The sequence below is a fragment of the Pseudoalteromonas sp. bablab_jr010 genome (genome assembly GCF_016464105.1).
GTDB lineage: Bacteria > Pseudomonadota > Gammaproteobacteria > Enterobacterales > Alteromonadaceae > Pseudoalteromonas > Pseudoalteromonas simplex.
Window position 1 is genome coordinate 1 of sequence record NZ_JACDWV010000141.1, and the last position, 25,382, is coordinate 25,382.

The window sequence follows — 25,382 nt, forward strand, 5'->3', positions numbered from 1 at the left end:
CGCTTTATTATTCAAACGATTTGCTTTTGCTATATCAATATGAAGTACTAGATGAGTATGGTTACTCATAACTGCGTAAGCACAAACATCAATACAAAATATACGACCAAGTTGAAGTAGTTTCTTTTCAACCCAATCGCGTCTGTGTTCATATGAACGACCAGTTAGTGGGTCTTGCCCGCATAAATAAGCGCGACGAACGCAGCGTGAAATGCAGTGATAATAAGGCGTGTTTGAAACGCTAATTAAGTTTCTACGAGGGGTTGCCATGCTCTTCTCCTCCATGAGTTGAACACTATAAGCTTAGCTGTAATTCTAAAGAGTGAGAAACAGAAAGTAGTTTATTCACTTTTTTGTTAAACAATTGACAATTTGTTTCGCAAGTAATCTTAGGTTGATTATACTTTAAAAACTAGTAAGTTAACTCGAAATCATAAATGTTGACTTGCTAGAATCCCAACATATAAGTTTCTTTATTTCTAGCTCTTTTAGTATGTTGAGTAGTTCGGTTTCAGAAAGACAGCAATTCTGTTTTAGGTTATCAATAGAAATTTCTTTATTAGAGTTGTTAACTTTTGAGGCTAACATAATACGATAAATTAATTTTGACTTGCGATTCATAATGCACTCCCCACATTTGCATAGCATTTTATAATAAATTGCTACTCTCTAATTTGTTAAAGCTTGGTTTTGTTGAGGAAAGGCATTGCAAGCTTCCTCTATATAGTTTCATTACAAGCAAATTAGATGTGTTTATTATTAGATTTTATGTGTATTGATGATTTTTTCGACTATGAGCGATCTTTTTCGCTAAGTCAAATGCAATTGATATGCTAATTTTACCAAAAGTGGGTGTCTAATTACGTGATGTCTCTAGTCCTCTCTAAAGTAGGTGATTAATTATCTTTAAACATGGGTGTCTTTTTATCATTTCTCAGACACTAGCTGTTGGGATTTAAACTGTTAGTGCTGGAGTCATGTGCTCTAATTATGGGGGCGTTTTTATTAATCAGATAAGTTTTGGTTGTGCTGTGAAATGGCATTATTTAAGGCTTCAAAGAGTAGATGTTTTTCAACGGGCTTACCAACATGGCAGTAAAAACCACAGTTCTTGTATTCTATAATATTTTCTTTCATGACATTTGCTGTTAACGCGATTACCGGAGTCGTAGGGTTTAATGCTCGAATGTGTGCACAGGCTTCAATCCCCCCCATTTTTGGCATTTGGATATCCATCAGGACGAGCATAGGGTTTATTTTTTTAAATAAATCTATAGCCTCTAGACCATCTTTGGCAAACTGAACATTGGCATTTGTTTCGGCCATTAAGGATTGAATGACCATAGTATTAAGTGGGTTATCTTCAGCAATTAGAACTGTTTTACCTTCAAGATTGGGAACATCAGTTATATGGGGGCTTTCTATGATTTGCTGCTGCTCTGCTATTTCTAGCGGTAAAAATATGGTAAAGCGTGTGCCTTCACCTAATTTACTATCAACGTCTATAGTACCTCCCATCCGTTTAATTAAGTTTGTTGTTATTGACATGCCAAGGCCTGTGCCGCCAAAGCGGCGTGTAATACTATTATCAGCCTGTTGAAAGCGTTGAAAAAGATTTGCCAAACCTTCTTCACTCATACCTATTCCTGTGTCTAATACTTGTAACTCGATACCTGGGATTAAGTTTTTTACTTTTTTCTTTACAATAACTTGTATACCACCTTGCTCTGTGAATTTCACAGCGTTAGAAACTAGGTTTAAAATTATTTGCCTAATACGAACAGGATCACCAATCCATATATTTTCGACATTTTTGTCTATATCAATGTTTAGCTCGATAGACTTTTCGTTACAGATAGGTAAAAAATCAGAGTTTATAGATTCAACTATTTTTATCAAAGAAAAGTTAACATTTTCGATTGTAAGCTCGTTCGCTTCCATTTTAGAAAAGTCTAAAATATCATTAATAATAGTAAGTAATGATCGGCATGAAAAAAGAGCTTTTGAGACAATTTCTATGTTTTGGGGCTTTTGAACATTAGGTTGCAGGATTTGTAGTAAACCCATAATGCCATTTAAGGGGGTTCTAATTTCATGACTCATATTAGCAAGAAATTCTGATTTAATTCTTGCCCCTTCTAATGCTCGATCAGTTAAAGCTTGTTGCTCTTTATATGAGGTAGATAGCTTTTTAAAGTAAAAGAGCAAAATACCAGCCAAAAGTACAATCGTCAGAATATGAACTGTATATGCAAATTTAAAGTTTTCATTTATCGCCACACTCTTTTTCTTAAGCATGGTGTTTACGTGGCTTTCAAAGTCAGATAGGGCTGCAAGGGCTTTCGCATCATCAACTTTTACAATGTCGTCAATAGCTTCACTAGAAGCGCCTTGTTCAATCATTTTGAGTGCTAAATCAAGCTTTTCCTCATAATTAGCTAGGGTCGTTCTTACACCGCCGAGAGCTTGCTTGTCGTAATTTTCTACAGCTTCTAGCTTTTCTAGTATTACTTTTATTTCGTAAATTTCTTTTTTTATACTAGGGAGGTAAAGATCAACATTTTTTCTTAAAATTAGATTTTTAAAGTGGTGTATAAAGCCACCATATCCTAACCTTTGCACCAAGGTGTCATGTAAAACATAAACGTTGCTTGCAGTATTGGAATAATCACGCCATTGGTTATCAACATGCTTGTAAAAGAATAATGAAGTCACTGTTAGCAGAATGACTAATATAATCACAATTACCGCGTTTACTCTCAGCCTTGTTTGAGTTTTCTTTAGCGATTGAGTCATGAGTCTTGTACCTACTAATTAGTAACTTTAAGCATAGCATTTAAAAAGACAATTCGTGACTTTTATTACTTAAGTTTTACCTATATCATTATTTAATAATACTTAATTATGTTTTATGTAAGGCTATTGCTACCTGTGTTAAGAGTTTCTGATTTTCGACTGCATGGATACAGAAGGGAGAGCAATGCGGGAGCAATTGCCGAAAATAACTAAATAATGAAATTTTTGCTTTGTTATCAACGAGGTTTTATTGCCTCAAAATAGTCTACCTAATTAAGCGCATAGGTATTAGTTTTTGCTATTAAATCGTGCAGGGTGCTCATAATAGAGTAATCATTTTTTATTTATCGTTTCCCACTCTGGCGAGTTACCTATTTTTTCGACTAAGAAATCTATAAGAACTCTTACTTTAGCCGTAAGTACATTTGATTTCGGGTATACAAGCCAGATAGCGCTGTTATCACTTATTTGATAATCAGGTAAAACTCGAATTAAAGAACCTGCTTCTAGCTCAGTATGAATATTCCACAATGAACTCATACAGATACCCACGCCAGCTTTTGCTGCTATACGCATACTTGCGCCATCATCACACAAAATGCGTGGCTTACTTTTTTCAGGTGGAAAACTAAAATGATCGCTGCAATTAGGGGTAATTAACTTGCGGGGGTTGGTATTTAAAAACACTAATAATTGATGTCGGATAAGCTCTTCAGGATTCCTCGGAGTGCCATTACGAGCCAAGTAGTCTGGTGAGGCACACAATATCCGAGTGTCTTTGGCAAGGCGTCTGCAAATCAAGCTACTATCTTCCACAGCGAGGTTTCTCAGTGCTAGATCAAACCCTCCTTCAATTAATTTAACTTGGCCATCTGAGAGCATGAGTTCAAGGTTTATATCTGGGTAGCGGTCTAGGAATTCTGGCAAAATAGGCATGATAAAGCGCTGCGCAAACGTACTTGATGCAGCAAACCTCAATGTTCCGCTAATATTAAGGTTACCTTGTCCTAAGGTTGCAAGCGCGGCTTCTTGTTGAGCAAGGATCTCTTTGGCATAAGGTAAAAACTCCATGCCAGCAAGTGATAAAGTTACTTTCCTTGTCGTTCTGTGGAATAGGTCTGCTCCAACTTGCATTTCTAATTTGGCTAACCAGGCACTTGCTACAGATGGAGTAAGGCCCAACTGCTCGCCTGCAGCACTAATGTTGAGTGTCTCAGCCGCTAACACAAATAGTTTAATGCAATTAGTGTCCATCAATTATCTTGAAAATCAGAATTCTGATTCTTTTTATACGTTATTTATTCGTTTTATCCAAAGCCTTAAGCTTTATTTGTAAAACTAAACATGACAAATGCAACTAAAGGGGAGAGTTTCATATGTGAACGTAAGCCTTATTCATCAACTGCATAGCCGTGATGAATTTATTTGTTTGACTAACTTCACTGACCCCTTATTAAAAGGAATCATTATGTATGCCTAAAACAATTCTATTAACAGGCGCTACAGATGGCATTGGCCTAGAGACGGCAAAAAAACTTGCTTCATTAGGTAATACGCTTTTACTTCATGGTCGTAGCCAGCAAAAGCTTTTACAAGCAAAAGAGTTGATAAAGGCGCTTTATAGCAGTGCAAAAATTGATACGTTTTTAGCAGACTTATCAGAGCTAAAACAGGTGGTTGAATTAACCAATCAGATCAAAGCTAAATATTCACATATTGATGTACTGATCAATAATGCTGGCGTTTTTAAAATAGCAAATAACCTAGGCGAGGGTGGTCTAGATGTACGCTTTTTAGTGAACACGATTGCGCCTTATATTTTGACCAAAACTTTATCTGCTCTTATGAATGAAAATAGTCGCATAGTGAACCTATCTTCAGCGGCGCAAGCACCGGTTAGTATTGCAGCACTTAAAGGCTTGCAAGCATTGTCTGATAGCAGTGCTTATGCGCAAAGTAAATTAGCGCTAACTATGTGGACGCTACAATTGGCAAAACAATGGGCAGACAATACTCCTTCTTTAGTGGCAGTTAATCCAGCCTCTTTTTTAGGAAGCAAAATGGTTAAGGAAGCATATGGTTCACAAGGAAAAAATTTGGCTATAGGGGCTGATATTTTAGTTAAGGCTGCGTTAAGTGACCAATTTACAGGTATGACTGGCCGTTATTTTGATAATGATATTGGTGCATTTTCGAACCCACATCCAGATGCGTTTGATACAGCAAAAAATACTACTTTGATTATGGCGATGGACGAAGTTTTAACTCGTCTAGATGTAAAAATTTAGAGTTTATTTTTACGATAGCTTTTTTACAGCCGCAACCAATAAAAACACTAGGGATAATTATGAAATACGAAGGATTTACAACATTCACGACCACTCAGTCTGGTGGTGTATTAACTGTTACGTTTGATTTTGGGCCAGTTAATGTTCAGGGCCAAGAAATGCTTGCTGATTTAAATAGTTTAGCAATGCGTTTAGAGCGAGATAAAAACACTAAAGTTGTTATTTTTCAATCAGCAAACCCTGAAATTTGGGTTTGCCACTATGATACTGAACTATTGAAAGATATGTCAGTTGAAGTTGTTTCACGCGATGAAGCGAAGCTGCTGGACTTACAATCAATTTGTGAGCGCTTAAGTAAAGTGCCGCAGGCAACAATAGCAAAACTAGAAGGTTTTGCACGCGGTGGTGGCCATGAACTAGCGCTAGCGCTTGATATGCGATTTGCAGCTCGTGGTAAGTTTAAATTTATGCAAATGGAAGTTGGTATGGGTATTTTACCCTGTGGTGGCGGTGCTTCAAGAATGGCTCGCCAGACAGGTTTAGGTCGTGCTTTAGAAATTATTTTGAGTGCCCGTGATTTTGATGCAGATGAGGCTGAGCGCATGGGTACCATTAATAAAGCGCTTAACCCCGATGAGATTGATGAATACGTTGATACGCTAGCAAACCGAATTGCTCAGTTTCCTGCTGAATCAATTAATGCATGCAAACAAATGGTATATGAATCAATTGATAAGCCAATTGCGGAGGCATTAAAAGCAGAAGCATATTGGTTATATCAAGCAACCAGTAAAACACCTGCAATTAAGCGCTTCACTATTGCCGATGAGCAAGGCCTTGAGCATGACATAGAAAATCAGCGTAATTGGCCGGAGTTAGTGATGAAGGTACAAGAAATAAATTAGTACTGTGCTAACAACAAGATTTGTAACCCCAAGAGAGTTCTCTTGGGTTTGCTATTAGAGGAAATTTAATATGTTAAAGCTATTATCACTAACAACAAGTGTAGTACTTATTGCTGCATTTTCAGCCGCTGCTGATGAAAAAAGGTTGGATAATCCCCAGTCTGAACTTGTCCCCGTAGAGTCCGTAAACTGGGGATATTTAAACCCTCTACGTGGTGACAAAAGCCCTGGCGCAGCAAACTTATGGGGCGACAGAACAATAGATTCTGCAACCGGTATGCTAGTGCGCTTTAAACCGGGCTTTTCATCTCCTGCGCATATTCATAATATTTCATACCGTGGCATTGTCATTAAAGGACTGATGCATAATGATGACCCAAATGCGGAATTGGATTGGATGGCAACAGGGTCATTTTGGACGCAACCTGCAGGGCAAAATCACATAACAGCTGCTAAGGCTGAGACCAATCTCATATACCTTGAAATCGATGAAGGGCCTTATTTGGTTAAGCCTTCTAAGGCGCAGTTTAATAATGGCGAGCACTCACTCAATCTTCATTCAGACAACATGGTATGGTTCAATAGTGATGAGTTAACGTCATTAGACTCTAAAAATGTTACCCTTACCCCTCTTTGGCAAAAACAAAATCAACAAGGTGTTTTAGTTAAACTTGATGCGGGTTTTAATGGGCAATTAACAAGTGAAAGAGGTTCATTACGCGCAGTTTTGATCAGCGGCGAGCTTAACTACCAATCTGTTGAACATAGTGAAGCAAAACAAATTGAGGCTGGTAGTTACTTCTCGTCAGTTGCCGGTTTTAAACATCAGCTAAAGACTGAGGGTGGAGCAATCGTTTATGTGCGATTTAACAATAAACTACAGATCAGTGAACAATAACTATTTTAAAAGATAATGTTTTAAATTAACTAACTCTACTGTACTTTTTTTGTACTTGCTGTATCTTAAGTTGGTACGCAATTTTAAGGTTTCATTGAGTGTAGACTAACACTCATATGTTAAGTGGAGTAAAGGATATGCACGCACACACAGTTAAAGAGTCAGCAGCAACTATTCAATCGGGTGTCGCAAAAGCGGATGGTAAGCTTGTAGTTACTGAACAAGACATTGCTTTTGAACCGTTTAATAAAGAGCTAGGCTTAGGCCCATACACATTTTCACGAGCGCAAATCAATAACGTTGGTAAGTGTTCAGGTAAAGGCGCGGGTATTTTGCCAATCACAGCAGATGGAATTCGCATAACTTTAAATAATAACGATATATTTGAGTTCATTTTAGCAAACCCAGATGAGTGGCTAAGCGTACTAGCTCACTAAGCAAATCTTCAAAAAGACGGCATATTTTAGCAACTTGTCATAATATGCCGTGTTAGCTTTTCATTGATTATTTTCCTTTCTTCGCAACTATTTACACTTAAAAACAGCATACATTGCTATACATTCACACCCTAGCAAGGCATCATAACTTTTTCTAAGGAGAGGTTATGATGCTTAAATCTTTGTTGCCGCTGGTTTTATGTACCAGTTCTGCAATAGCTGCAACAAGTCTGCCGGATAATCGTCATATTGTTGTTAAAGGTGAGGCTGTTGTGCGTACAGACCCGATAGGGCTGACATCACGTTAGAATTTGAAACTGTTAAAGCTGAAAGCGTGCAGGCTAAGCAGCAAGTCGATGAACAAGTAAATAAACTCCTTGCGGGCTTAAATAATTTCTCAATAGACGAAAAAAGTATCTCTGCGGGTCGAATTTTCGTAGAGCCGAACATGCGCTATGACGAAAACGATAACCAAGTTAAAGATGGTTTTCGCGCTACCCGCAAGGTCAAAGTCAGCCTTAAACAACTCTCCCTTTTGGATGGCTTTTTAAACTTTGCGCTTAAAGTGGGTGTCAATCAAATCGAGCAAATTCAACTTTTATCAACCAAAGCCTCAGATTACGAGCAAGCCGCTCTTGATAAAGCAGTTGCGAATGCCAAACAGCAGGGAAGTAGCCTTGCTAGCGCATTCGAAGCGAAACTTGGTCGGGTGTATAGTATTCAATCACAAGAAGTAGGTAGTCACTTTGGCTATGGCAGCAACACAAATATTGAACGAATCATGGTAACGGGCTCACGTATTAATACAGTCCCAGAAGGTAAGTATTTACAAGAATCGATTACCTTCAGAGCAAGTGTCAATGTTGTGTTTGATTTAGTTTTGGAATAATTAATTCCCTGTTTTTAAAACATCAAGGCAGCCTATGAATCTTTAAAAGCAGCTTTGATTTTGTTTCTTCTCTTTTCATTGCTAACAAGGTATTGATTGTATTTAGTTTATCTCTTTATGGGTGGTGAATGCTTAAAAGTTGAGAATTAAATATTTTACCCTAATCGTATTTTCAGAATAAAATATCTTGATTTTATAATTTATTACTAATATTGTAGCCGCATTGTAACAATAAAGTTGTTACCAATTGTTGTTCTTAAGAGCATTTATGTAGTTTGTAGTCACAAAATCTCTCACTTTACAAAAACTATAAGGTTACAGTTCCATGAATAAAAAATTCTCAGCGCTAGCGGCTGGTGTTAAAAAAGCACTTATTCCTACTTTAGTTTTAAGTACATCAGTATCTGTTTATGCAGCTGATCAACTGCCAGAAAAGAAAAAAGCAACTAAAGAAGATATCGAGCAGATTGAAGTAAGAAGTTATGCTGCATCAGTTGAGAAAAGCATTAATATGAAGCGCTTTTCAAACAGTGTAGTTGATGCCGTTTCTGCTGAAGATATTGGTAAATTTCCAGATCAAACTGTCGCTGATGCACTACAGCGTATTCCGGGTGTACAAGTTGAAAAAGACCTAGGTGGTGAAAGCGACCGAGTTAGTATTCGTGGTACTGCACCGCATTTAAATATTACCTTGTTAAACGGGCAAAACGTTGCTTCAGCAACTGCTTCAGCTTCAATTACGCGTCCTTCACGAGGGTTTAACTACTCGCTGCTACCAGCTGAATTAGTAGATACGCTTGAAGTATATAAGTCGGCAGAAGCAGACATTGATGAGGGCTCTATAGGTGGTACCGTTGTTGTAAAAACTCGTAAACCGCTCGATAGTGAAGCGAATTATGCAGCGCTCTCTGTTAAGGCTTATCATTTCGAAAATGCTGAAGAAACTAAACCGTACCTTTCTGGTTTGTATTCGTGGAAAAATGAAGCACAAGATTTTGGTTTTAATCTAGGATTTGTTCATAAAGAAACTGCGACCCAACGTGATAGCAAAGAAGTTCGATTCGGCTATCGCAGTACCGATGCAGATCAAGATGGCAACGCAGAGTTTTACCCTGGCGCGGTAGGCTATAACCGATACGCAAGTGATAGTGATTTAGATACCGCAACGTTGACGTTTCAATATGCAGCAAATGACAACGTAGATTTTGTTTTTAATAACTTATATTCAAAATCTGAGCATGAGTCATACGGAACTTACTCAAGCGGCTTTATTTTGCAAAACATTGCAAATGTAGAAAATCCAGTCATTGTTGATGGCACTTTAATTTCGGGCGATCTGCCGGCCCATAATAACTTAGGATATTATGGCAATGCAGGTTATGAGGGGGAGTTTAAAACTCAAGCGCACGATCTAAAAGTGACATATAAAGCAGACAATTACACTGTTACAGGTCAGCTAGGTTATAGCAAGGCTGATGGTGAAGTAAGTGATGTTTACTCAGAATATTACGCAAATACAAGCGCATCATTTACATTAGACAATGGAACGCCAGATGTAACATTAGACGCTGATTTAAGCGCTGATGATTATCGCTTAGACTACAACCATAAAAATGACATATACAACGACTCAAAGGAAGTTTACGGGCAGCTAGATTTTGAGTTTCTATTAGATGGTGACTTCTTCAAAGCAATCAAGGCTGGGGTTAAGTACCGAGAGCATTCAAAAGCTGCAAGTTTAATAAAAGCGAATTATCCAAAAGTATCATCAGATGGTGAACAATTTAACTTAGGCATGTTCGCAAGCGATTCGACAGATAATGCAATTTTATGGCAGTTTGATAATTCAAAATATGCTGATTGGATATCATCAACAACACCTTCTACAGCGCCATATGAACACCTTGATTACACATTTGATTTAGAAGAAACCGTCACCGCAGGGTATGTAAAAGCGGTGTTCGATCATAATAAGTGGCGCGGTAATTTTGGGGTTCGAGCTGTGAAAACAGAGCTAGATTCTCGTTCTGTTGAATACACAGGGCGCAGCTTTGCACCTGAAAATATTCAAGATATCAATAGCTCTAATAGCTACGATGATATCTTGCCGAGTGTGAATATCAACTACGACTTTACAGATGATGTGGTTGTGCGTTTTGCTGCGGCAAAAGTCATGTCTCGCCCGGATTATGACTTCTTATCTGCCCGCAAAAGTGGTTATTGTGCTGCAGCTACAGGCTGTAAAGGCTCTGAGGGTAACCCGAACCTGAAGCCTTACCGTGCGACTCAATATGACTTATCTGCTGAGTGGTACTTTAATGAATCATCTATTTTATCGTTTGCTTATTTTTATAAAGATATCGACTCATACATAACCAATGCCACTATAGAAAAACAATGGGCCTGGACAGATCCTGATACAGGCGTGGAAGAAGTTCGTGACTTTTTAGTGACCCAGCCTCTGAACGGTTTAGGCGGTGAGAACTCAGGTTTTGAAGTTAACTACACGCAGAAACTCCCTTACGGCTTTGGAGTACAGACAAACTACACCTATTCAGATGCACAGTTAAAACAAACTGCGGAGCAAAAAGAGGCGGGTGAAGAAGCCGTTTTACCTAATAATTCAGAAGATACCTTTAACGCGACAGTATATTATGAAAACACAACCTTTAGTGCCCGTGTTTCTTATACTTATCGTTCAGAGTATTTCTACACTAACTATCTTGGTTTGAACCAATATAAAGATGGTTTTGGTCAGTATGATCTTAATATTAGTTACAATGTTACTGAAGATTTAAACCTTGTATTCCAAGCAATTAACCTCACGGATGAAGAGCAAGAAGCAACGTCGGGCAATAGCACTGGCATGTCAGATGCTAATCGCCCATTAGCGATACATGATTATGGTCGTCGTTTCTTACTTGGCGCACAAATGAAGTTTTAATTTTTCCTTTTTAATTTGATACATGTAGGCACAGCAAGTCTTTGTTGTGCCTTTTTTGTGGGGTATACAATGTACTTTAAAAACGTTTTCTCTTTGATAATGTGCTTTGTTTTGAGTGCGTGCAGTTTCGTACAAATAAAGGAGATGTCTAATACTGAAAAGCAGTTGTTAGGTAACATCCATCAAGATCATGTTGCAAGGGAGTTTCGTGCGGCATGGGTTGCTACTGTTGCCAATATTAACTGGCCTAATGAGCCCGGGCTGTCAGTGATAGAGCAAAAAGAACAAGCTATTCAAATTCTTAATTCACTTCAAAAACATAACTTTAATACGGTTATTTTTCAGGTTCGACCGCAAGCCGATAGTTTGTATCAAAGCTCTTACGAACCTTGGTCTTATTACCTTTCTGGTGAGCAAGGTAAAGCGCCTGAGCCGTTTTATGACCCATTAAAATTTTGGATAGAGCAAGCACATAAACGAGGTTTAAAGTTGCATGCATGGATAAACCCTTATCGTGCTCATCATCATATAGGGGGCCCAATTTCAGAACACTCAGTTGTTGAAAAAATGAATGATAAGGTAGTAAAACTCAAAAATGAGACCTATTGGTTTTTACCAACCGAACAAGCCGTGGTTTCACATACATTAAATGTATTAACCGAACTTGTAGATAGCTATGATTTAGATGGTATTCATTACGATGACTATTTTTACCCTTACCCTTCTTACAACAACGATGAAGATTTTCCTGATGCTGAACAATACAGGCAATATGTGGCTGAAGGCGGGGCACTTTCGATAGGTGATTGGCGTCGTGAAGCTGTAAATCAGTTCGTTAAACGCTTATATCAACGAGTAAAGCAATCGAAGCCTCATGTACTTGTTGGCATAAGCCCATTTGGTATCTATAGACCTGGTGAACCTGAAACTATTCGCGGGATGGATCAATATGACAAGCTGTTTGCTGATGCTAAGCTTTGGCTTAATGAAGGATGGCTTGACTATTTTTCGCCGCAACTTTATTGGCCAATAAACCAGTATGCACAAAGTTACCCGCTCTTATTAAGTTGGTGGCAATCTCAGAATACGCATGAACGACATCTGTGGCCTGGTATTAATGCGTTACGCTCATTTGATGAGACCGGCGTTGATGAAGTCGTGAATCAAATCATGATTAATCGTGGTTTTTTATCAACATCACCCGGTACAGTGTTTTGGAATGTAGCAGCACTTGATGGCAGCCAATTGATGAGTGATGTGATTGCACAAGGCGTTTATCAGCATCAAGCATTAATACCAGAAACTCCGTGGATAGCTGCGCCGCACTTAGCGGCTGTTAATGTTGATATGAATTATGTTGGCGAAGACATCCAGCTTACTTGGAGTCATTCTAATTCTGAGCAAGTATCACAGTTACTTGTCTATCTAAAATATGCACAGCAGTGGCAATATCATATCTACTCAAGTGAGGAGAGTGTAATTTCTGTTGCGGCCTCTGAAGGACAACGACCATTAGAGGCAATTAAGGTAATTGCTATTGATAGGCTCGGTAACCAAAGTGATGAGATTGAGTTGTTATTCCAATAGCACCTGTACTGCAAATACAAAAATTTGTTACGCTTTGGATAATCAAATTTTTAACCATAAAAGTGAACACAATGAAGTATTTTGCGGTCATTTTCTTAGGTTGCTTTATCTCATTTTCAACAGCTGCCGCAACAAAGCACATAAGTATTGTCAAACCTGTGGTTGCTGCGTTTAAGGCCGGTGATAAAGCGACCATCGCTAAAAGAGTCCATTACCCGCTAAAGCGCAAAGCGCCGTTGCAAGCTATTGAAAATGAGCAAATGTTTATAGAAAAATTTGAGCAAATTTTCGATAAACAGTTTGTTGAAGAAATAGCTAACTCCAACATTCGCCACGATTGGGAAATGATGGGCTGGCGCGGCATTATGTTTGATTCAGGTAAACTGTGGCTGGATTTTGATGGCTCTATTTGGGCTGTGCCTTATGAATCAGAGACAGAAAAAGCACGACGCGAAGCACTCATTGACGAGCAAAAACAAGCATTGCACAAAAGCCTCCGTGAATTCACAAAGCCGATATTAACGTGGCAAACAAAAAAGCATTTAATTCGTATTGATGAATTGGCTGATCATCAATACCGCTATGCGGCATGGAATAGGGATCAATCAATCAAAGATGAGCCAAGCCTGGTGATCACAGGGGGCACATTAAGCTTTGATGGCAGTGGAGGGAATCATTTTTATACCTTTACTAACAACGGTTATCGTTATGTCTGTCATGTTACTGCGCTTGGTACTGAACACTCGCCATCAGGGCTGTTAGAGGTGTTTAAAAATAATGTACAGATATTGTCTGAGCCTGTTTTAAGTTATTAGTATGTTCTTCTTATTTTGCACTACACTTATTCTTCCAAAGGAGTTTTTCTAAAGGAGTAAGTTATGGGTACAAGATTCTGGGTGATCAGAGCCGCTAAAGTTTTTACGCTGGTGTCTATTTTATTATTTATGATAGAAATTCTAAAAGGTCACGAGACACTCAACGCGTTAGGTTTTGCGCTACTTTGGTCTTTTATTGCCACAGCCATTTTTATTGCAACCCGTTTATATCATTCATCAAAAGGGCGCCACTGTGCACTTTGTAATGACACCCCTGATGATAAAAAAGTAAGCTAACTTAGGTTATTAATAAACACGCCGCCCCAGACCAACACACAAATTGTTAGAGCAATCAGTACGGCTGCGGATCCTAAGTCTTTAGCTAGGCCTGATAATGGATGAATTTCAAGGCCTATTCGGTCTATGGCGGCTTCAATTGCCGTATTGACGACTTCAGCAAACATCACAAATAGCACTGATACAAGCAGCATTATTTTCTCATACAGGCTGATCTGCCAGACAAAAACCACTGCTATGGCAAGGACCAACAGTATCAGCTCTTGTTTAAAAGCAGACTCATGCTTTGCCAACCACGTGAATGCTCGTTGGGAGTTTTTGAATGCGAGGCGAATACGTTTAATGCCAATGGGTTTGTTAGTGCTATCAAATTGCATAGTTTGAAATCTCTATTTCGTTAGCTTTGTGTTGAGCAAGTATTAAAAATATCTTGCTCTGGGCGATATTCAGTGCTTTGTATATGAGTTAAGCCAAGTAGGGTGTCAAAAATGTTATCGTGCGAAAAAGCATGGTTACGCTGCTGTTCGATACATTGATTAAAGCGGGTATCGGCCAGTTTATTACTCCAAAATAGCATAGGCACATGGGTTTGCTCTTTAGGCGCTAATGCATATGGGAAGCCATGTAAGTACAAGCCTTTTTCACCCAGTGATTCACCATGGTCAGAGACATACAGCAGGGCTTTATCATCCGCCGGACTGTTTTGCAGTAATTTAATAAGCTTACTCAGCACTAGGTCGGTATAAGCAATGGTATTGTCATACGTGTTTGTCAGTTGCTCAGTGCTACAACTTTGAATATCGCTACGTGGGCAGTCCGGCAAAAATTTACTGTCTTTTTCTGGATAGCGACGATAGTAGGTTGGCCCGTGTGAACCTATCATATGTAACACTATTAGTTGGTGCTTTGCACTACTTTTGGCAAGCTTTGCAGCTAATTCTTCAACCAGTACTTCATCAAAACAATAGCGTCCGTCACAAAGTGGATTGCTCTTTGTGGGTTCTACCGTTTGTGAGTTTACTCGTGCGCAAACCCCTTTACAGCTGCTATTGTTATCAATCCACGTTACTTCTACACCACTTCGTTGAATGATATCTAGGGCATTTTCTTGGCTTTGCGCGATGCGCGAATCATAGTGATTGCGGTCTAAGCGCGAGAACATGCAAGGTACTGAAATGGCCGTTGCGGTGCCACATGAACTTACATCACTGAAATATTTAACGCCAAGTTTAGGGGTATATTGATTAGTTTGCTTGTTGTAACCTTGCAGTGAAAAGTTTGCTGCACGGGCTGTTTCACCTACCACCATAATCATCAGTGAACTTTGTTGCTTAGCTAATAGGTGCGGTGTTTTATCTAAGACTTTAAATGGTAAAGGTGGGTAAAAATAATTATCGCGTAGGTACTTATAGCCCGCAGTGTAAAATGCAAAAGGGGTAATGTAGCTGGTTAATTGGCGATTATTACGCCCTACAGAGGCGTAATCTTTATAAAATGGGACGGCAATAACAGCTACAGCAATAAACGCTGTAACGTTAAGAAGCGTAAAGCTTTTAAGGCGAACACGAAAGTTTCCGACAATTTTAAAGCGACAAAACAAGTAAGCAGGCAGTACGCCTAGCACAGTAATAAAAGCGATAACTTGTACATTAAGATATGAAAATGCTTCGCCTGAATTTGTTTCTAAGATATTTTGCAGCATGCTTTTATCAAAGATAACACCGTAATTTAAGGTTGCATAAAACAACAATGATGAAACCACGATGCTTGTTAAAAGCACGGGTTTTACGAAGGTGATTAACGATAACCAACTTAACACCATTGCCGTCAGTGCTAATAAGAAAAACGGTACGCTTGCTATAAATAACCAATTGACATGTTCAGGTTTGCTGGCTGCTTCAAGCGTGTTAAATAAAAACAGGCCATTAAATGCAATCACCAAGTACAACGACACCAACCAGACAAATTGGCTGTAGCTAACGTGCCATTTTTGAGTAAAGAGTTGTTTAATTTGCATGATCATAATGATTCCTCATCGCTACGATTTATTTGGTAAGCGATACAACTGTTCGGTATAAGCTAAATTGCTAAATAAGACGTGCGCTAAGGCTTTTTTGGCAAGCCCAGCACTGCTACCTGTGTTATCGATGGCAACTTGGGTTTTACTTGTAGGGTCATAGCGCCAATAGCTCACTTTTTGGTTTGGCATCAGGATCACGGCTTGACCATTTTCTACGTAAGCAAAGTTGTCGTAGTACTGCATCATGGCGCGCTCTACAGGGTATTGTTTCGTTAAATCATAACCAAGCATAGGGGTTGCTTGCTCAACGCCTAATAACGACAACAAAGTAACAGGTAAATCAATTTGGCTGACTAAGCGAGTATCGCGCTTTGCATCCATTTCACTATTTAAGATCACAGCAGGGATATGGAAAGATTTAAGCGGCACAGGCTCTGAACCAAACACGCGCACATCATGATCTGCAACCACTAAAAAGACGGTGTCTTGCCAGTAATCTTGCGTTTTTGCCTTTGCGATGAATTTACCGAGTGCATAGTCAGCATATTTGATTGCTAGGTCGCGTTTGTAGTTTTCTGGGTCGTGGCCTTCAGGCAGTGTTACTTTACTCTCTGGAATATCGAATGGGTCGTGGTTACTTGACGTAAACACAAGGCTGAAAAATGGTTTGCTTGATTTATTTAGCTCACTCAACTCTTTATCAGCTTGATTAAACAAGTCTTCGTCGCTTGCTCCCCATGACGAAATAAACTCAGGGCTTTGCATGTCATTAATATCGACAATATCGCTAAAGCCATTGCCTAAGAAAAAGCTTTTCATATTATCGAAATGACTTTCACCGCCATAAATAAACTGGGTGGTATAGCCTGTGCGGGCTAATACATCAGCAAGAGAGAAAAAGTTACGCTGAGATTTAGAAAGTTTGACCACCGAGCGCGAAGGAGACGGGGTAAACCCAGTTGTTACCGCTTCAATCCCTCGAACAGAGCGTGTACCAGTGGCATATAAGTTATCAAACCCCCAGCCTTGTTGATAAAGCTTATCTAGTTCAGGAGTCACTCCAATGCCATCTAGTTCGCCGACAAAGCGTGCGCCTAAGCTTTCTTCTAAAATGATCACTAAATTCTTTTGTTTGCCTGTGCTAAAAGGTGTGTTGTTGGCAAGGGTAGGAATACTCTCAGTGATAAACTGCTGTTTATAGGCTGCTTGCTTTACTGTTTGTAAAATCTCATCACGTGGCATAGTACCGTATAAACTACTGGCATTTTTTTCATTGCCCATATTCTTAATAGCAAATGCGACACTGTAAGTTGAATTAAGGGCTAAGGAGTTAACCAGTGAGTCACTTGAAAAGTACACTAATGCAGGGTTTAACGGGCGATGGCTTACAGTGCCTCTTGCGCTAATTAAGCAAACTAATAAAGTCGTAACGAGTATCACCACTTGGCCAACCGTTTTAGCATTTTGCTGTTTGCTAAATGCTGTATTTATATAACGGTACGCAAAGACACAGCTAAGCGTTGCAATAATTAAAGTGCTTATCATGGCAAACAGGTGGCCATGTAATAGCATAGAAAAGACTTCTTGAGGGTAGTCTAGGTATTCAACAAATAAACGATTTGGTCGTACATCGTATTGGGTAATAAACGCGGGGGTCGAAGCCTCAACAACCACGATTAAAGTCACAACTATGCTGCTATAAAGAGTAAAAACATGCTGAAAAAAAGCGGTTTTGCTGCGCACAAGCAGATCAGCGAGTAATATCAAAACAGCCAAGGCTGACAAGTAGCCTAAACTACTTAAGTCGACTCTTAAGCCGCCAAATAAAACGGCTAGGCTATCGCCATCAGCTAACCTTTGGTGTTGCCATACAAGCAAGGCTATTCTCGACAGTATAAAAACTGACATTAAAATTAATGAAAAACGGAACAAAGGTTTTAAAACAGAGAGTTTTGCTGTCATAGTCGTACTTACTTAATCGAAACTACGGCAATACTAGGAGTCGAAACTTAAGAAACCCTGATGGTAATCTTAATATTTTCTAAACTAGAAAAACTTCAGTAAATCTTAAGTGAACCTTAAGATTAAAAGCGTAACCTGATGACGCTAAAGCGGTTTTTGCCTAAATGAGTAACTTATGAAATTGTTGATTATAGAAGACTCGGTGTCATTAAGACGTAGTCTACGAATTGGCCTTGAGAACCTAGGTTTTACTATTGATGAAACCGGCGATGGTGCTGAAGGTTTGAGTATGGCAATGACAGGTGAGTACGAATTAATCATACTCGATATTATGTTACCCAGTATTGATGGTATTACGTTATTACAAACCATAAGAGCAAAACAGCTTGATGTGCGTGTGCTAATTTTATCTGCCAAGCAAGAACCAGAAGACAGAGTGAAAGGGTTACTCACCGGGGCCGATGATTACCTGACCAAGCCATTTTCGTTTGATGAGCTGCACGCAAGGTTATTAAATTTAATGCGTCGAGGCGGCCTGAAAACAATTAGCGATGTGATCTATATTGATAACTTGGCTTTAAATTTACAATTAAAACTCTTGCAAGTTGATGAGACTGTAATCGATTTAACCCCCAACGAATATAAAATAGTCGAGTGTTTATTTAGTAACCAAAATAAAGTGATCACTGCTGAAAAGTTAAGTACTTATATTGCAGGGCAATATGATCTAGTTTCAAAGAACTCTATTGAAGCGCATTTATCCTCAGCGCGTAAAAAGGTGAGGGCAGCAGGTAGTGAACTACCTATTCAAACTAAGCGTGGTTTTGGTTATATCATTCAAGGAAAATAATGAAGTCAATTCGCAGTAGGTTAGTAACCACATTATCGATTACTATAACTGGACTGGTACTAAGTATTTTAGTTGCTACTGATATCGCCGTTGATAGTTGGATTGATAACGAATTTAATCGTGGCATGAAATCCAAAGCCGGTATGCTTATGTCATTGATTGATATTGACGAAGAAGGAATTGATTTTGATTTTTCAGGGCTGTTTATGCCTGAGTTTTCTGGAAATACAGAAACTGAGTATTTTCAACTTTGGTCGCAGTCTGGCGTGTTCGCGCGTTCAGAAAGTTTGGATCTTTTCTCACAAAAGAGCTTACCTTTAGAAAAAATTAAACTGGGCGAGACAAAAATCATCAATATCGAGTTACCTGATGGTCGAAATGGTCGAGTTATTTATACTCGCTTTATACCGCCTTTAGACCTAGATGATGATGAAGACCTCACTGAAGGTGTTAACACCTCTTTGCAACAACCCATCACGTTAGCTTATGCAGCTTCATCAGAAGAAGTTGATTTTGTTTTATGGCTAATCGACGTTATTTTTGTTGTTTCTACTGTGTCGGTAATTGTATTCATTCGTCTATTTGTGCGTAAATCAGTCGACAGTTCTCTAGCGCCGCTGAATAAACTAAACCGGGATATTAGCCAGCTGAGTATTGCTGATAAAAATGCTGTAATCGCGATAGAAGAACCTGTCAAAGAGTTGCAACCCATTGTTGATAGCTTAAATGCTTTTATCCAAGAAAACCGCCAGCTTTATTTTCGAGAAAAACGCTTAACCTCAGATATTGCTCATGAGTTAAAAACGCCGATTGCTGAGCTTATAAATATGGCTGAAGTGGCCATTCGTTTCCCAAATGAAAAAGAGCTTGAGGAAGACTTTAAACCCGAAGTGCTAAAAATTAGCCAGCGCTTAAAGAGTATTGTGTCGAACTTATTACTACTGCATAAGTACAGTGATGAAGCACTCCCAAAGCAAGATGCATGTGATTTAAATCAGGTTATTTTGCGCACCTTAGAAAAGTGTGATTTAGAGCGGGTTAAGTTTGAGTTTCAAGATGATATTCCTGCCGTTGTCAGTAACTTATTTGCCCTTGAATCAATTATCACCAATCTTGTAAATAACGCAAAACAATACAGCCCCGATGAGAGCATCGTGACTGTAAGCACGCTATTGAGTAAAGATGATAAGTTGTATCTCTCTGTTACAAATGAATTAAAAGTCCCATTAACAGAAGACGATTTGAGCCAGTTATTTGATCCACTCTGGCAAAAAGACAGTGCCAGAACCTCTAATGATAACTTTGGGTTAGGCTTATCTATTGCCAAATCGTTAAGTAAAGCAATTGATGCTGAACTTCAGGTGTCGTTAAGTGGGCAAAACATAACCTTTAGTTTGATTATTTCTTAATGCTTTGCAGGCGTTTAATATGTGTGCAACACTGACGTTATCAAAAAGAAATTAATAACAATAAGGAACAACACGATGGGAAAAATTATAGGTATTACTTTAATCGTTATTGGTGTGGCACTCGCTGTATGGGGATATAACGTTTATGATTCTGCAAGTGCACAAATTAGCCGTACTTTTAGTGGTGATACACCAATTGAAGCTTGGCTCGGTATGGTCGGGGGCGCAATTTGCGCAATTGTGGGTATTTTAAAAGTTAAATAACCGCAAACATTGAAATCAATTAGCTAATACCTGATACTGTGTTTATATACAGTGTCGGGTTTGGCTATGAAAACACAATTACCAGCAAAATATTATTTAAGTCATTTCTTTGAGCTTGCTGAGTTTATTCAATCTCAGTGCAAGCATCTGCTTCTAGCAGAGCAGCAGTCATTTCTTGAAAAACTCCTTCAGCTTGATGAGCAAAGCTTATGTACTTTGCTGCGTATATATTCTCGAAAGCCAAAAATCGTTGCGTTATCATCTTTAAATTATGAAGAGATACCCAATCTGCACGGTGCTATCTTTAAGCTCAAGCAGCAAGGGCTGGTGGCACATCCTAGTAGTGACGAATTAGATCTATTGCTTGAGCATTTAACCAAGCCAACCCTGTTAACCTTATTAGCAAATGATGAATTAATGGCGACTAAACCTGATCACAAAAAGTCAGCCAGTAAACAGCGCTTGACCCAACTGTGTAAAGAGCATATTGATCGCAACCACAGTGAATTAGAGGCGTTGTTTAGTCAGTTCGTGGTCAATAGTCGTAGCCAGTACTATGAATACTTTGAGTTTTTACATAGCGGCCGACTAAGTGGCGGCGATATCAATCATCAAAATCGTTTTGTGATGCGTGATTTAGGGATTGCAAAAGTGCGAGCTGATGTGAGTGAGAGCATCTCTCGTTTTCAAACGCTAGCCGGAGCACAAACGCATTATCAATTAAATAAGCTGCGAATGCAGTTCAAAGAAAGTGACTCAGAATCACAGTATCAAAACTTAGCCCAAGCGCTTTTAGCCATTAGCTGTGAAGATGAATTAGCCCAGAGTATCAAAAACAAGTTACTGATCCGCTTGTATAAGCAGCTTAAAGAGCATGACTTAGTATTTGCATTTGAATTACTTGAGCACTGTGAAGGCAGTAGTGAAGCGCAAGAGCTGGCAATTCGTCAGCGTTATAAACAAGGTGATAAAAACTGGGTTGAACAAAAGCTTGAGCAAGTTATTCAAGACCCACTTGATGATGGCATTTTGTATTTTGCAGAGGACTTTTTACAGCGTAAATATAATAAGCGACAACGCTCACGTTTAACACAAATGCTCATTGATACAGAGCATCAATTAGAGGTTGATGATATTTACCGTGGCGATGTAGAGCAAGGAGTGTGTGAGCATTATCAACAGCTTGGTAATACGGTATTTTTTACCGAGAATAATCTTTGGTTGAGCTTCTTTACCTTAACGTTTTGGCAAGAGCTCTTTATAGAGACCCCGCACCCGCCGTGTAATGAATTTGATCTTTATCCAAAGGTGTTGCTGGCTGATTGTTTTTACGCAGTGCAACAAACACAAATTGAGCAAAAGCTGGCAAAATTCACTAGTAATGAAGCTTTATATAAATATATTTGCAAAAACGCAGGGCAGTTTTATGAAGCCCCCAATGGTGTTTTCATGTGGCACAGCGATATGTTAGAGCCGCTAGAGGTATTAATAAAACACAGCCCGCTTACAAATTTAAAAGCGCATTTATTGCAAATGACAAAAACCTTTAAGCAGCTCAAAGATGGCTACCCAGACTTGATGGTGTTAAAGGGGGATACACTCACCTTTGAAGAAGTGAAAGCCCCTGGCGACAAATTAAGACGCAACCAACTTGTCAGTATTGAGGTGTTAAAACAACATGGCTTTGCAGTAAATATCGTTGCGGTAAATTGGTTTAATGATCCGAATCTTATTTACAGTGTGGTGGATATAGAAACCACCGGCGGCGTACAAGGTAATAATAAAATTACCGAAATAGCGGTTGTGCAGTTACAAGCGGGTGAAGTAATCAATCAATGGGCGAGTTTAATCAATCCTGAGCGCAGTATTCCTGCTTTTATCACCAAGTTAACGGGGATAAACGCTGCTATGGTACGTGATGCGCCACGCTTTGAAGAGATTGCCGATACACTGCGCTCACTATTAAAAGGCAGTGTATTTGTTGCTCATAATGTGAATTTTGACTTCGGCTTTATTCGCAAAGAATATAGTGCACTTGGGCAAGGCTTTAAAATGCCAAAGCTATGTACTGTAGTTGAATCACGAAAGGCATTTCCAAAGCTTAAGTCATATTCGCTTGGTAACTTAGCGGCACATTTTGAATTGAATTTAACGAATCACCATAGAGCGTTAGCTGATGCAACTGCCACAGCAGAGTTGTTAAATCTGATTCAACAAACACAATCAAAAAAGGCGAGTTAAACTCGCCTTTTCACTTAGCTATGTCGTTATTCGTATTCGATAGGGTCGGTAACCTTGTTTAATGCAAAGGCTTCTAAGCGCTCTTGGCAAGCACCACATTTACCACAGGCCTTGTCGCGGCCGTTGTAACAGGTCCACGTTTGGCTGTAATCAAGACCCATTTTTAAACCGTCTGTCAAAATGTCGATTTTGGTATTGTTTAAGTATGGGCTGAAAATTTCAACAGCGTCGTAGTTGGCAATACGGCAAACATCATCCATTTTTTGTACGAACTCAGGGCGACAGTCTGGATAAATTGCATGATCGCCTGAATGGGCACCGTAATAAACTTTACTAGCTTTTAAAGACACCGCATAACCCACAGCCAGTGAGAGTAAAATCATATTGCGGTTAGGCACAATTGTGCTCTTCATGCTTTCTTCTTCGTAGTGACCTTCAGGTACTTCGATATCATCAGTTAGTGATGAGCCACCAATCAATTGGTTGATCGCTGAAATATCAACAATCTTGTGAGAAACTCCTAACTTTTCACATACTTGAGCAGCTACTTTAAGCTCTTTAACATGACGCTGGCCGTAGTCGAACGACAGGGCATACACTTCGTGGCCTTGTTGCAGGGCTTTATTTAATACGGTAAATGAGTCCATACCGCCGGAATAAATCACAACTACTTTTTGCGTCATATCTGTTTTGCTCTTACTTTTGATAGAGGTTTACTTCAGGGCGCGATATACTACACGGCTCGGGCCTAAATAACAATTTTTGCGCGTGTTTTTGGTTTTTTTGATGGTATGTATTTTATACCCTTGCGTCGTAAGTGAGATGTCTTTTGTACAAAATTAACGAAGTGTTTGAAACAATTCAAGGTGAAGCGAGTTTTACGGGTACACCTTCAATCTTTTTACGTTTACAAGGCTGCCCTGTGGGTTGTGCTTGGTGTGATACAAAACAAACATGGGACGTTGATAATGTGTATAAAGTGTCACTTGATGACACCGTTGAGAAAAAAGCAGACTCAGATCATTGGGCAGAAGCAACAGCGGAGCAAGTGTTAGCGCTATTTAAAAAACGTGGCTACAACGCAAAACATGTGGTGATCACCGGTGGTGAGCCTTGCATGTACGACTTAAATCCAGTGTGTGAATTATTACATGCAAATGGCTATTCGACTCAAATTGAAACCAGCGGTACATTTGAGATTTTAGTCCCTGAGCAGACATGGGTGACTGTATCACCAAAAATTAATATGCGTGGTGGCTATAAAGTATTACGCAGTGCAATGCAGCGCGCTGATGAGATTAAACACCCAGTGGCAATGCAAAAGCATGTGGAAGAGCTCGAAGATTTATTCTTAAAAACAGGTGTGAATCCACGTCTGGTCTATTTGCAACCAATTAGCCAAAAGACCTCAGCAACCAAACTTGCTATTGAAACCTGTATTGCAAAGAACTGGCGTTTATCGGTTCAAGTACATAAATATTTAGGAATTAGCTAGGGTTTAGCCGTCAGCCGTCAGCCGTCAGCCGTCAGATCTGTGATCTGACCCCGATAAAGTAGACACGGGGTTTAATATTTCCAGTTAAAAACAAAAAAGCGTTGCACCATGGCAACGCTTTTATACTATGTTTTTGTAACTCGTAACTATCAATTCTGCGCTAAATAGTCCAACACCACCTGATGATGGTCTTTGGTTTTGAACTTATCAAACACATGTTTGATTTTACCGTCTTGGCCTACAAGGAAGCTAATACGATGAATTCCTTCGTATTCTTTACCCATAAACTTCTTGTAACCCCAAATACCAAAGGCATCAGCAATCGCGTGATCTTCGTCGGCTAATAAATCAAAGTTAAGCTCTTTTTTGGTTTCAAAATTCTTTAAACGCTTGATTGGATCAGGGCTGATACCTACAACACGTGTATTTAATTTAGCTAGCTCAGCTTTTTCATTACGTAAGTTTTCTGCTTGCACAGTGCAACCTGGTGTTGATGCTTTAGGGTAGAAATAAACCAGTACTTGCTGCTCTTTTAAAAGATCAGCGAGTACGATAGTTTCGTCATTTTGATTTTGTAAACTAAAAGCTGGGGCTGTGTCGCCTGCTTGTAATGGATTAATTGTTTTCATGCTTTGCTCCTTAGCGAATGCGTCTGAAAATATAATCTACGTTCAAACTACGAGAAAGATCTTCAAAGCTCACTTTAAAGTTATCAATATCGACTTCAACAGGAATATTAAACTCAAGTTCACAGCGCATTTTAAGCTCGTTATCTTCATCATAAGTGTCCGATTTAAGAGAACAAATGCTGATGTTGTTATCAGCAAAAAAGCGCGTAACTTTACTTAATGTTCCTGGTGTATCAATACCTGTGTATTCGAGGGTGTAACCGGCACAAAATTCACATGCAACATGACTTGCCGTGCGTTTCATCATGGTTAAAAGGCCTAGTTCCATTCCTTTAGTTGGCAAAGTATGTTCAATGCGGCTAATTGCCGACATATCACCTGCTAGTAACATGATAAAGGTGAACTCGTTGCCCAAAATAGCAATGCGACTGTCAATTATATTGCAATGGCAATCACTCACTAACTGAGTTAATTCGCTGACGATACCGGGTCTATCTTCGCCAATCGCAGTGAGTACTATCTGATGATTTGTAAAAGCAGTCATGGAATTTTAAATACCTAGTAATTAACAATACCAATGGATATAAGCTTGATTAAGCTTTAATTTCACGTGAGTTTAATACCGCACGGCGGCGAAGTTTAACATAATTTGCTTA

Annotated in this window: 23 protein-coding genes and 1 pseudogene; 15 read left to right on the plus strand and 9 right to left on the minus strand. The window is 39.1% G+C overall.

Annotated elements, in window-relative coordinates:
• From JIG37_RS12905 to JIG37_RS12915, 3 genes and pseudogenes are all read right to left on the minus strand, one after another.
• Positions 1-270 (minus strand): annotated as a pseudogene (locus JIG37_RS12905) (transposase); the annotation flags it as partial.
• Between the two features lie 735 nt (positions 271-1,005).
• Entirely contained in the window at positions 1,006-2,796 is a 1,791-nt protein-coding gene (locus tag JIG37_RS12910; RefSeq protein WP_199529514.1) for an ATP-binding protein, read from the minus strand.
• 333 nt (positions 2,797-3,129) lie between these two features.
• Complete coding sequence (locus tag JIG37_RS12915; protein WP_199529515.1) at positions 3,130-4,050, minus strand: LysR family transcriptional regulator; 921 nt, start codon at positions 4,048-4,050, stop codon at positions 3,130-3,132.
• A gap of 218 nt (positions 4,051-4,268) precedes the next feature.
• On the opposite strand from JIG37_RS12915, the gene JIG37_RS12920 reads away from it, so the two are divergent.
• From JIG37_RS12920 to JIG37_RS12965, 10 genes are all read left to right on the plus strand, one after another.
• On the plus strand, positions 4,269-5,084 hold the full coding sequence (locus JIG37_RS12920; RefSeq protein WP_199529516.1) for an SDR family NAD(P)-dependent oxidoreductase: 816 nt from the start codon (positions 4,269-4,271) through the stop codon (positions 5,082-5,084).
• 59 nt (positions 5,085-5,143) lie between these two features.
• The gene (locus tag JIG37_RS12925) at positions 5,144-5,989 is read left to right on the plus strand and encodes an enoyl-CoA hydratase/isomerase family protein (RefSeq protein ID WP_138600022.1); all 846 of its coding nucleotides are present in this window, start codon (positions 5,144-5,146) and stop codon (positions 5,987-5,989) included.
• Positions 5,990-6,059: 70 nt separating this feature from the next.
• Positions 6,060-6,887, plus strand: a complete 828-nt coding sequence (locus tag JIG37_RS12930; protein ID WP_199529517.1) for a DUF4437 domain-containing protein — start codon at positions 6,060-6,062, stop codon at positions 6,885-6,887.
• Positions 6,888-7,024: 137 nt separating this feature from the next.
• Positions 7,025-7,324, plus strand: coding sequence for a hypothetical protein (locus JIG37_RS12935; protein WP_138600021.1), 300 nt, complete (start codon positions 7,025-7,027; stop codon positions 7,322-7,324).
• Between the two features lie 167 nt (positions 7,325-7,491).
• Positions 7,492-7,632 carry a hypothetical protein gene (locus JIG37_RS12940; protein ID WP_199529518.1) on the plus strand — a complete coding sequence of 47 codons (141 nt, stop codon included), beginning with the start codon at positions 7,492-7,494 and terminating at the stop codon, positions 7,630-7,632.
• Positions 7,633-7,658: 26 nt separating this feature from the next.
• The gene (locus JIG37_RS12945; protein ID WP_348535082.1) at positions 7,659-8,213 is read left to right on the plus strand and encodes an SIMPL domain-containing protein; all 555 of its coding nucleotides are present in this window, start codon (positions 7,659-7,661) and stop codon (positions 8,211-8,213) included.
• A gap of 325 nt (positions 8,214-8,538) precedes the next feature.
• Positions 8,539-11,157, plus strand: coding sequence for a TonB-dependent receptor (locus JIG37_RS12950; protein ID WP_199529519.1), 2,619 nt, complete (start codon positions 8,539-8,541; stop codon positions 11,155-11,157).
• A 144-nt stretch (positions 11,158-11,301) separates the two neighbouring features.
• The gene (locus JIG37_RS12955) at positions 11,302-12,744 is read left to right on the plus strand and encodes a family 10 glycosylhydrolase (protein ID WP_228482663.1); all 1,443 of its coding nucleotides are present in this window, start codon (positions 11,302-11,304) and stop codon (positions 12,742-12,744) included.
• Between the two features lie 71 nt (positions 12,745-12,815).
• On the plus strand, positions 12,816-13,559 hold the full coding sequence (locus JIG37_RS12960; RefSeq protein ID WP_199529520.1) for a hypothetical protein: 744 nt from the start codon (positions 12,816-12,818) through the stop codon (positions 13,557-13,559).
• 63 nt (positions 13,560-13,622) lie between these two features.
• On the plus strand, positions 13,623-13,856 hold the full coding sequence (locus JIG37_RS12965; protein ID WP_199529521.1) for a hypothetical protein: 234 nt from the start codon (positions 13,623-13,625) through the stop codon (positions 13,854-13,856).
• Here JIG37_RS12965 and JIG37_RS12970 read toward each other — a convergent pair.
• Genes JIG37_RS12970 through JIG37_RS12980 form a run of 3 tightly spaced genes read right to left on the minus strand, consistent with a single transcriptional unit; the run spans position 13,853 to position 17,838 of the window.
• Positions 13,853-14,233, minus strand: coding sequence for a diacylglycerol kinase (locus JIG37_RS12970; RefSeq protein ID WP_199529522.1), 381 nt, complete (start codon positions 14,231-14,233; stop codon positions 13,853-13,855). The genes JIG37_RS12965 and JIG37_RS12970 overlap by 4 nt on opposite strands.
• 20 nt (positions 14,234-14,253) lie before the next feature.
• A complete protein-coding gene (locus tag JIG37_RS12975) occupies positions 14,254-15,879 on the minus strand; it encodes a phosphoethanolamine--lipid A transferase (RefSeq protein ID WP_244664391.1) in 1,626 nt (541 codons plus the stop codon).
• Positions 15,880-15,894: 15 nt separating this feature from the next.
• Positions 15,895-17,838: an LTA synthase family protein gene (locus JIG37_RS12980; protein ID WP_199529523.1), complete on the minus strand. Its 1,944-nt coding sequence runs from the start codon at positions 17,836-17,838 to the stop codon at positions 15,895-15,897.
• Between the two features lie 175 nt (positions 17,839-18,013).
• On the opposite strand from JIG37_RS12980, the gene JIG37_RS12985 reads away from it, so the two are divergent.
• The 4 genes from JIG37_RS12985 to JIG37_RS13000 all read left to right on the plus strand — a co-directional run bounded on the left by JIG37_RS12985 (position 18,014) and on the right by JIG37_RS13000 (position 22,602).
• Positions 18,014-18,688: a response regulator transcription factor gene (locus tag JIG37_RS12985; protein WP_054553753.1), complete on the plus strand. Its 675-nt coding sequence runs from the start codon at positions 18,014-18,016 to the stop codon at positions 18,686-18,688.
• Positions 18,688-20,097 carry an ATP-binding protein gene (locus JIG37_RS12990; RefSeq protein ID WP_138600014.1) on the plus strand — a complete coding sequence of 470 codons (1,410 nt, stop codon included), beginning with the start codon at positions 18,688-18,690 and terminating at the stop codon, positions 20,095-20,097. The genes JIG37_RS12985 and JIG37_RS12990 overlap by 1 nt, the downstream gene beginning before the upstream one ends.
• 75 nt (positions 20,098-20,172) lie before the next feature.
• On the plus strand, positions 20,173-20,361 hold the full coding sequence (locus tag JIG37_RS12995; protein WP_194442704.1) for a DUF3185 family protein: 189 nt from the start codon (positions 20,173-20,175) through the stop codon (positions 20,359-20,361).
• A 66-nt stretch (positions 20,362-20,427) separates the two neighbouring features.
• Positions 20,428-22,602: an exonuclease domain-containing protein gene (locus JIG37_RS13000; RefSeq protein ID WP_199529524.1), complete on the plus strand. Its 2,175-nt coding sequence runs from the start codon at positions 20,428-20,430 to the stop codon at positions 22,600-22,602.
• 26 nt (positions 22,603-22,628) lie between these two features.
• On the opposite strand, the gene queC is transcribed toward JIG37_RS13000, so the two are convergent.
• Positions 22,629-23,309 (minus strand): 7-cyano-7-deazaguanine synthase QueC, encoded by a 681-nt coding sequence (gene queC / locus JIG37_RS13005; RefSeq protein WP_283235031.1) that lies wholly within the window; start codon positions 23,307-23,309, stop codon positions 22,629-22,631.
• A 122-nt stretch (positions 23,310-23,431) separates the two neighbouring features.
• Here queC and queE point away from each other — a divergent pair, with 122 nt between their 5' ends.
• Positions 23,432-24,097: a 7-carboxy-7-deazaguanine synthase QueE gene (gene queE / locus JIG37_RS13010; protein ID WP_199529525.1), complete on the plus strand. Its 666-nt coding sequence runs from the start codon at positions 23,432-23,434 to the stop codon at positions 24,095-24,097.
• 149 nt (positions 24,098-24,246) lie between these two features.
• Here the strand turns inward: queE and bcp are convergent, their stop codons facing one another.
• On the minus strand, positions 24,247-24,726 hold the full coding sequence (gene bcp / locus JIG37_RS13015; RefSeq protein ID WP_138600011.1) for a thioredoxin-dependent thiol peroxidase: 480 nt from the start codon (positions 24,724-24,726) through the stop codon (positions 24,247-24,249).
• 10 nt (positions 24,727-24,736) lie between these two features.
• On the minus strand, positions 24,737-25,270 hold the full coding sequence (locus JIG37_RS13020) for an ACT domain-containing protein (RefSeq protein WP_138617785.1): 534 nt from the start codon (positions 25,268-25,270) through the stop codon (positions 24,737-24,739).
• Positions 25,271-25,382 lie beyond the last annotated feature (112 nt).

What these genes read in the sequence shown, in the direction of transcription:
- JIG37_RS13000 (WP_199529524.1), top strand. Translation starts at nt 20,428, where the DNA reads ATGAAAACACAATTACCAGCAAAATATTATTTAAGTCATTTCTTTGAG.
- JIG37_RS12980 (WP_199529523.1), bottom strand. Translation starts at nt 17,838, where the DNA reads ATGACAGCAAAACTCTCTGTTTTAAAACCTTTGTTCCGTTTTTCATTA.
- JIG37_RS12910 (WP_199529514.1), bottom strand. Translation starts at nt 2,796, where the DNA reads ATGACTCAATCGCTAAAGAAAACTCAAACAAGGCTGAGAGTAAACGCG.
- JIG37_RS12995 (WP_194442704.1), top strand. Translation starts at nt 20,173, where the DNA reads ATGGGAAAAATTATAGGTATTACTTTAATCGTTATTGGTGTGGCACTC.
- JIG37_RS12950 (WP_199529519.1), top strand. Translation starts at nt 8,539, where the DNA reads ATGAATAAAAAATTCTCAGCGCTAGCGGCTGGTGTTAAAAAAGCACTT.
- JIG37_RS12915 (WP_199529515.1), bottom strand. Translation starts at nt 4,050, where the DNA reads ATGGACACTAATTGCATTAAACTATTTGTGTTAGCGGCTGAGACACTC.
- JIG37_RS12930 (WP_199529517.1), top strand. Translation starts at nt 6,060, where the DNA reads ATGTTAAAGCTATTATCACTAACAACAAGTGTAGTACTTATTGCTGCA.
- JIG37_RS12955 (WP_228482663.1), top strand. Translation starts at nt 11,302, where the DNA reads ATGTCTAATACTGAAAAGCAGTTGTTAGGTAACATCCATCAAGATCAT.
- JIG37_RS13020 (WP_138617785.1), bottom strand. Translation starts at nt 25,270, where the DNA reads ATGACTGCTTTTACAAATCATCAGATAGTACTCACTGCGATTGGCGAA.
- JIG37_RS12985 (WP_054553753.1), top strand. Translation starts at nt 18,014, where the DNA reads ATGAAATTGTTGATTATAGAAGACTCGGTGTCATTAAGACGTAGTCTA.
- JIG37_RS12925 (WP_138600022.1), top strand. Translation starts at nt 5,144, where the DNA reads ATGAAATACGAAGGATTTACAACATTCACGACCACTCAGTCTGGTGGT.
- bcp (WP_138600011.1), bottom strand. Translation starts at nt 24,726, where the DNA reads ATGAAAACAATTAATCCATTACAAGCAGGCGACACAGCCCCAGCTTTT.
- JIG37_RS12975 (WP_244664391.1), bottom strand. Translation starts at nt 15,879, where the DNA reads ATGATCATGCAAATTAAACAACTCTTTACTCAAAAATGGCACGTTAGC.
- JIG37_RS12920 (WP_199529516.1), top strand. Translation starts at nt 4,269, where the DNA reads ATGCCTAAAACAATTCTATTAACAGGCGCTACAGATGGCATTGGCCTA.
- JIG37_RS12940 (WP_199529518.1), top strand. Translation starts at nt 7,492, where the DNA reads ATGATGCTTAAATCTTTGTTGCCGCTGGTTTTATGTACCAGTTCTGCA.
- JIG37_RS12965 (WP_199529521.1), top strand. Translation starts at nt 13,623, where the DNA reads ATGGGTACAAGATTCTGGGTGATCAGAGCCGCTAAAGTTTTTACGCTG.
- JIG37_RS12970 (WP_199529522.1), bottom strand. Translation starts at nt 14,233, where the DNA reads ATGCAATTTGATAGCACTAACAAACCCATTGGCATTAAACGTATTCGC.
- JIG37_RS12960 (WP_199529520.1), top strand. Translation starts at nt 12,816, where the DNA reads ATGAAGTATTTTGCGGTCATTTTCTTAGGTTGCTTTATCTCATTTTCA.
- JIG37_RS12935 (WP_138600021.1), top strand. Translation starts at nt 7,025, where the DNA reads ATGCACGCACACACAGTTAAAGAGTCAGCAGCAACTATTCAATCGGGT.
- JIG37_RS12990 (WP_138600014.1), top strand. Translation starts at nt 18,688, where the DNA reads ATGAAGTCAATTCGCAGTAGGTTAGTAACCACATTATCGATTACTATA.